The organism is Streptomyces sp. NPDC005728 (assembly GCF_040630895.1).
GTDB lineage: Bacteria > Actinomycetota > Actinomycetes > Streptomycetales > Streptomycetaceae > Streptomyces.
Window position 1 is genome coordinate 1 of record NZ_JBEXYL010000204.1, and the last position, 7,142, is coordinate 7,142.

Below are 7,142 nucleotides of genomic sequence, written 5' to 3' on the forward strand. Positions count from 1 at the left end.
TCGGACGCCTGGGCCGAGTTCGTGCCCTTCCTCTCCTTCGACGTCGAGATCCGCAAGGTCATCTGCAGCACGAACGCGATCGAGAGCGTCAACGCACGCATCCGCCGAGCTGTTCGCGCCCGCGGACACTTCCCCAACGAGACCGCCGCCCTCAAGTGCATCTACATGGCACTGATGAGCCTCGACCCGACCGGCAAGGGCCGCAAGAGGTGGACCATGCGCTGGAAGGCGCCCCTGAACGCGTTCCAGATCGCCTTCGAAGGCCGGCTCACCCCAGCCAACAACTGAACCTCAACAACCAAGATCAGCCGTTAAATTGACACACCCCCGGCGGAAACCGTGTTGTGGGGTGATGGTGTTTTCGGCCGACTGGGGGAGAGTGTCTGGGCCGGAGTGGTGTTGCTGGCCTCGATCGGTGGTGTCCGGGCGGCTGTAGCAGCCGCTGGTACGTGTCGTGGTCGCGGCCGTGGTCCGCAAGGAATACGTCCGGCAGTCATATGATCATCAGTTGCTGTGGGGGTCGGTAAGACTGCACTCACCAGGGCACCGCACGGCTTGTTCCACGTTCAGGTCCGTCTCGTCTGTGCTGGACTCCCGGAACTGCGGTGCGAGGCCGGGTGCGTCCCCTGACATGGCACACCTCGCCCAGATGCCCCCTTTGGGGGTGCGCGGCCATGCAGACCGGGAAAGCCTGTCAGAGATCAGAGATCGGCCGCTCCCTGAGGAGGTTACCCGGTAAGTCGTCCCGAGGGGGCTGAGCACATGGGCTGCACATTCAGGTCCAGCGGAAGCAAAGAGATACGCATCTCGTACGGCAACCAGGCCAGAGTCTCTGTGCGCCGGCTGTGGGAGGGGATTGGGGGATTTCACCCCATGGCTGATCAGCAAAGGCCACCAGCGGCTTCCGGACATCGTGCAGATGATGGTCGAACTGGGCGACAGCGGGACACCGCCTGACTGAGGAGGGTCAGGCGGAGGGATTGATTCGGAGCCCGTGCAGCGCTGCTGGACGGGCGCCGGCTGCCACTGTCCGTCTTTCCGATGGAGATTTCATGCTGAATGGTCTTGCTTTTGCCGCAGTCGTTGTCCTTGCCCTCGGTCTGGTGCTGCTGGTCTTCGCCTTCATGAGCACGCGCAACGAGAAGGACGGGCATGTGTTGCGGGGCCAGACCTACGGCATGCTCGGAGCGGTCCTTCTCGCTGCGGCCGGCGTGACGATCGCGATCAGCTCGTTGCAGAGGACGGCGCAGGATGCCCAGAAAGAGACTGCGTGGCGAGACAGTCTTGCTGCGGCTTCCAGGTTGACCGGGTTCGATCCTGGCCGCCACCCCGTAAGGAACATGACGTTCAGTGGAAAGGATCTACGCGATGCTCAGTTCAACGGAAAGGACCTGACGGGCTCTTACATGAATGACGCCAATTTGGACGCCGTAAATTTCACGGATGCCACTCTGGTGAATGTCAACTTCCAGTCCTCTTCGCTCTCGCATGCCGTTCTCAGACATGCAGATCTCGCCGGCGCGAACCTCAAGGGGGTCACCCTCGGGAAAGCTGATGTGACGGGGCTGGTCAGCTTGAAGGGGGCACTTGTCGATGCCTACACATGCTGGCCTGCCCACTTCCTGGGGAATCCCCTCCTCAAGGAGGTAGTTGTGCAGAAGGTGCTGAACCAGAACGGGAAGCCGGTGCTGCCTTCCGCCGGAAAGGAGTGGCCAAGCTGCAATAAAAAGCCCAGCGGTGGCTGACGAGACGGGCGTGGTGGGGGCCTTGGAGGTCTTGACGGTCGGGGCTCTGCTGCCGGAGGCCTCTGCCTCGAACAGCCCCATGCGGTCTGTGCGGTCTGTGCGGTCTGCCAGGCCGGCGTCGAGACCGGCGGCCGCGGAACTGGCCGGCTGTGTCGCTGGTGGTCGGACCGGCGGCCGTGGATCTGCCGGCGATATCGGCATCGGGATCGTCACCATCAACATCGGTGGCTTCGGTGGCCTGGCCTCGGTGACCTCGGTGGCGGTGTCCCCGGCCGATCCGGCGTCGGCATCGGCGGTCAGCAGACCAAGCCGCCCGCAGCCAAGCCGCCTGCACCCGCCGGCGAAGTTACCGTCCGCCCGGGCCGGCGATCTCGGCAGCGGTCATCCCAGGCCGAGTCGCGGTATGCCGGTCGTGTCTTGCATGGTGCCGGGTCGTGATAACGGGGGTGCCCGGCGGCGGGTCGTGCCGGGCACCCCCTTCCCCCCCGTGGTGCCCGGTGGACGAAACGGCGCGGTGTCTGTCAGGGCACTGCGCCACCTGGGGAGGTCCACCGGGCAGCTTGTGGTCCGCCATCAGAGGCGGGCTTGGCCCCCTGCCCACTCCGGGGATTCCCAGCGTCTCTGCCAGGGATGGTCCGGAGCCATCAGGTCTGGCTCAGAAGCCGGGGCCGAACGGTCCGCCGGGTCCGAATGGTCCGGGTCCGCCGGGGCCGAACGGTCCGCCGGGTCCGAATGGTCCGGGTCCGCCGGGGCCGAACGGTCCGCCGGGGCCGAACGGTCCGCCGGGTCCGCCGGGGCCGAACGGTCCGCCGGGTCCGCCGGGGCCGAACGGTCCGCCGGGTCCGCCGGGGCCGCCGGGGCCGAACGGTCCGCCGGGGCCGAATGGTCCGCCGGGTCCGCCGGGGCCGAATGGTCCGCCGGGTCCGCCGGGGCCGAATGGTCCGCCGGGTCCGCCGGGGCCGAATGGTCCGCCGGGTCCGCCGGGGCCGAATGGTCCGCCGGGTCCGCCGGGTCCGCCGGGGCCGAACGGTCCGCCGGGGCCGCCGGGGCCGCCGGGGCCGAACGGTCCGCCGGGGCCGAATGGTCCGCCGGGTCCGCCGGGGCCGAACGGTCCGCCGGGGCCGAAGCCGGGCGGGAACGGTCCGCCTCGCGGTTGAGCACCAGGACGGCTCGGCTGCTGCGTCGTTGGACGGCTCGCCTGCTGCGTCGCTGGACTGTCCGCCTGCTGCGTCGCCGGACTGCCCGAGTCGCAGCCACTGGCCACTGACGCGAGTGTGTCTGCGTCGTCGACCTGGCCGTCGTCGTTGCTGTCAATGGGGACGCCGTTGTCTTCTTCGCCCGTGCCCTGGGTGTCCGTGCCCTCTTCGTCGTCCGTGTTCGGGTTGCCCGTGCCCTGGGTGTCTGTGCCCTCTTCGTCGTCCGTGTTCGGGTTGCCCATGCCCTGGGTGTCTGTGCCTTCTTCGTTCGTGGGCTGGTTGTCGAGGCTGCGCTTGGAGCGGCTTTTGCCCGTGTCTGGGGTGCCGGTGCCCTGGGTGCCGGTGTCCTGTTGCTCGAAAATGTTAGTGGGGCCCGTGTCCGATTCCCCAGTAATTTCCTGAATCTGCTTTTGGTTCAGAGTTTCAGGCCCGTCCTTGCCATTGCGCAAAACGGCGGCATCGGGGTTCTCATCGAGAAAGTCTTTGAGGTCACTGGACTTTATGGGCTGGCGGCCTTTTCCGTCGCCGGCATTGACTAGGAGATCACCCGGGTTGGAGTCCTGGTTGCCCGGGCCCCCGTTGTTCGAATTGGGAATGGCTTCCGGGTCGAGCTTGGTGGGGAGGTCCTTGATATCCGTCTGGTTCGGCCCCTGGTCGGTGGAATTCTGAGTCTTGTCCCCTCCAGAGTTCGACGGCGTCCCGCCGCCTGAGCCACCGCCCGAGCCACTGCCCGGGGAGGAGTCTCCGGTGATCCGCAAATCGGGCCCGGTACGGAGGCCAGAAGTGTCGGTCGGGCCAGAGTTTGAGTTCTGGAAATTGGGGCTGTCGCGGAGATCGGAAATGTCGGGATTCCCGGAGCCGGTACCGGAGGCCCCGTTCGAACCCCCTCCCCCGTTGGTAGATCCGGGGTCCTTGCTCGAATCTCCTCCCCCGTTGGTAGATCCGGGGTCCTTGTTCGAATCTCCTCCCCCGTTGGTAGATCCGGGGTCCTTGTTCGAACCTCCTCCGCTGTCGGCAGATCCGGAGCCGCCGGCCTGGCTGTCAGCCGGGCAGGACGCGAAGGTGGAGTTGGGCTGTGCGGCGAAGGCCGTCGGCAGCAGTACTCCAGCCGTCAGGGCCACCACTGCGCTCGTCGCGAGAGCGACCTTCTTCTTCCTGCTTCCGATGCGTTTGTGGCTCATCGCTCCCGCACCTCCAGGGGGTACCCGCCCGCGGGAAGGCCGGCCCCGGCAGAGTCCTGCGGGGGATCCGTGACGGGGTAGCATCCCGATGCCTGCTGGCTGCCTTCGATGGCAAGAGCCGCGGTCGCCGCGCGGTCGGCGAGGCGTGTTACGGGCAGGGTGAAGAGGGCCCGTCGGCGCCGGTGCTGGTGTCTGCGTGTGGATGTGCCCATCGTGTGGCTGCTCCTAGATCGGTGGTGAACCCCTCGCGTTTCACCGTTCGATGCACAGTGCAGGGGTAACGATGGTCCGGCGGATCCGCTCCAGGGTGTGGAAGTCGGCGAACGAAGGTATTGGCCGGTAGCAGGCGGTCCGCTGGGCGCGGTCCGTCGCTCCTCTGTCGAGTGCGGCGGCTTCGCCGCCGAGGCCCGAGGACGCGGCGGGAGCCGACCTCGTCGTCCACAACATCTTCGAGATGTGACCGCGGCGGCACGGCGTGCAGGTGTGTCACGACAGCATCGCCGCATCCCCAGTGGTGCGACCGTGTCCGTCGAAGACGTCTGGCGCGATGTCCACCACCAGTTGTTGTCCGGCCGTACCCCCGGCGCCCGGGAATCCAGCACTGGGGTCCGAATGTGCTGACCCGTGGCAGGGCTTCGGCCGGCGTCGCGGTCAGGCCGACCGGCTGACGCAGGTCCAGGTAGCAGCGCGACCGAGCGCCGGGTCGGCAAATGGCGTGCCCGGGCCGTCGAGAGGCCGTGTGTAGTCGGCCGCCGGGTCCTGTCGCCAACTGCCAAGCATGTACCAAACAGAGTTCACTATTAATGAATATGATTCACAAGAACGCGCCCGGCGGGCTAGCCTTGCATCCACCCTCGGCCCTCGGCGGGCGAGCCGTGGTCCGCTGCGGCAGGTCGGGGATCACCGGGCCGTCTGCGCGCGGCCATGGCTTTCGAGGAACCGCTCGTGCACGTCCATCCCAGTTTTTACGGCGTGGTCTTGAGCGCATTGCTGCTCATGCGTCTGCTGGTGCCGTTACTGCCGTCGCGGCGTCGGCGTCCCCACGAGGTCCGGGCAGGACCGCCCGGCCTGAGCGTCCATGCCGCGGTCACGGTCCGCGGCGGGACCCCGGCGGAGTTGCACCGCTGTCTGAGGTCCGTGCTCGCCCAGACGTACCGGCCGTCCTCGGTCGTCGTGGTCGACAACGGTTCGGCGGCCTTCGCGAAGGCCGTCGCCGACGGGCTGCGGGTTCGTTTCGCGGTCGTCGGGATCGCGCTGGAGCTGATCCGTCTGCCCGGCCCCCGCGGGCGGCGGCACGCCCTGGCCGCGGGGTTCGGCCGGCGGCCGCACGCGGACGTCTACCTGCGTGTGGACTCGCGCACCGTGCTGGACGAGCAGAGCGTCGCGGAGTTGCTGCGGCCGTTCGCCAGCCGCCGGGTGCACGCGGTCACCGGGGTGGTACGGGTCCGCGACCGGAACCTGCTGACCAGGCTCATCGACCTGCGCTACACCACTGCGGCCCACGCCGAACACGCCGCGCACGGCCGCTTCGGCGCGGTCCTCGCCTCCCACGGCGCGCCGGCCGCGTACCGCGGGGCGGTGGTGCGCGCCCACCTGCCCGACCTCCTCGAAAGACATGTGCCGGGCGTCCCGGTGGCCCTCGGCGAGGACCGGCGGCTGGCCTACCACTGCCTGGTCCGGGGTCGCTCGGAGATACAGCTCACCGCCGTCGGCCACATCGACCTGGCACAACGCCTGATGGCCGGCGCCCTGCGAGCACCGCGCCACTGGGCCGCCACCCTGCATGAACGGATCCTGCTCGTCGCACGGCTGCGCCACCTGACCCGGGCCTTTTGGTGGCTGAACCTCCTCGACCTGGCCACCTGGTGCGCGCTCACCACGGCCCCGCTGTACGCACTGCTCCACCCCGCGCTGCTGCTGCCGCCGGCCCTGTACATGCTGACCCGACTACGCCTGCCGGTGAAGGGCACAAGCGCGACGCGCCGCAGCCCCGGTCCGGAACGCCGCAGCCCCGGTCCGGAAAAGCCCGGCGACGTACCCGTCACTGAGGATCGCTGGTTGCTGGTCGCCGTGGCCGGCCTGCTGTCGTTCATGGCGATGCTCGACATGAACATCGTCAACGTGGCCCTGCCGGACATCGCCGCCGGTCTGCACGTCTCCGCCGCGACCGCCCAATGGGCCGTCCTCGGATATCAAGTGCCCGTGGTTGCCTTGCTGTTGCCGGTCGGGCGATGGCTGGACGGGGCCGGAGTGCGCTCCGCCGTCATGTTCGCGACCGCCGGCTTCGGCACGTGCAGCGCGCTGGCGGCCACTTCGCCCGTGGCGCAATGGCTGATCGCCGCCCGCCTCGCCCAGGGCTCCTTCGCCGCCGTGCTGTTCGTCATGATGCCGCTCCTCGCGATCCGATCCGTACGGCCACAGGCGCGCGGGCGGGCGATGAGCATACCGGCGACCCTCGGCCCACTGGGCGCGGTCACCGGACCAGCCGTGGGCGGACTGCTGGTGGACCACTTCGGCTGGCGCGCGGTGTTCCTGGTCAAGCTCCCGTTCTGCCTGCTCGCGCTGGTGGTGGCGTGGCGGGAGATGCCGCGGGACGGCCGTCTGCGCCTGCCCGACCGGGGGTCGGTGGCGGATGCCCTGCTGGTGAGCGTCGGGGTGACCGCCCTGCTGCTGGCGCTGACCTTGGCGTCGGGAAGCTCGGGGTGGCTGGTGCTCGTGCCCGCCGCCGTTCCGCCGTTGTGGTGGTGGGTGCGGGGGCCGGGCGGCCGTCCGGTAGTCGAGGTACTGCGGGCGACGGGGTTGTTCCGGGCGCATACGTCTGTACTGGCGTTGGCGGCCGGCTTCGCCGCGATGCGCTATGTCGTTGCGCTGCATCTCCAGCGCGACGACGGCGTCAGCGCCACCACGACCGGGCTGACCCTACTCGAACGCCTTCAACCAGCACCCCGGCCAGGTGTTCAGAGCCCGTGAGCTGCACGAACTCCTCGGCATGCCCACCGACGAAGCGACCGTCAACATCA

At 68.6% G+C, this 7,142-nt stretch carries 4 protein-coding genes; 3 read left to right on the forward strand and 1 reads right to left on the reverse strand.

Going from position 1 to position 7,142, the window contains the following annotated elements:
* On the forward strand, window positions 1-288 hold a 288-nt coding region (locus ABZ471_RS47080; protein WP_359075309.1), incomplete at its 5' end, for a transposase.
* 764 nt (window positions 289-1,052) lie between these two features.
* A complete protein-coding gene (locus tag ABZ471_RS47085) occupies window positions 1,053-1,745 on the forward strand; it encodes a pentapeptide repeat-containing protein (protein WP_359075310.1) in 693 nt (230 codons plus the stop codon).
* Between the two features lie 644 nt (window positions 1,746-2,389).
* Here the strand turns inward: ABZ471_RS47085 and ABZ471_RS47090 are convergent.
* A complete protein-coding gene (locus ABZ471_RS47090) occupies window positions 2,390-2,998 on the reverse strand; it encodes a DUF4573 domain-containing protein (protein WP_359075312.1) in 609 nt (202 codons plus the stop codon).
* 2,102 nt (window positions 2,999-5,100) lie between these two features.
* Here ABZ471_RS47090 and ABZ471_RS47095 point away from each other — a divergent pair.
* Window positions 5,101-7,092 carry an MFS transporter gene (locus ABZ471_RS47095; protein WP_359075311.1) on the forward strand — a complete coding sequence of 664 codons (1,992 nt, stop codon included), beginning with the start codon at window positions 5,101-5,103 and terminating at the stop codon, window positions 7,090-7,092.
* Window positions 7,093-7,142: the final 50 nt, after the last annotated feature.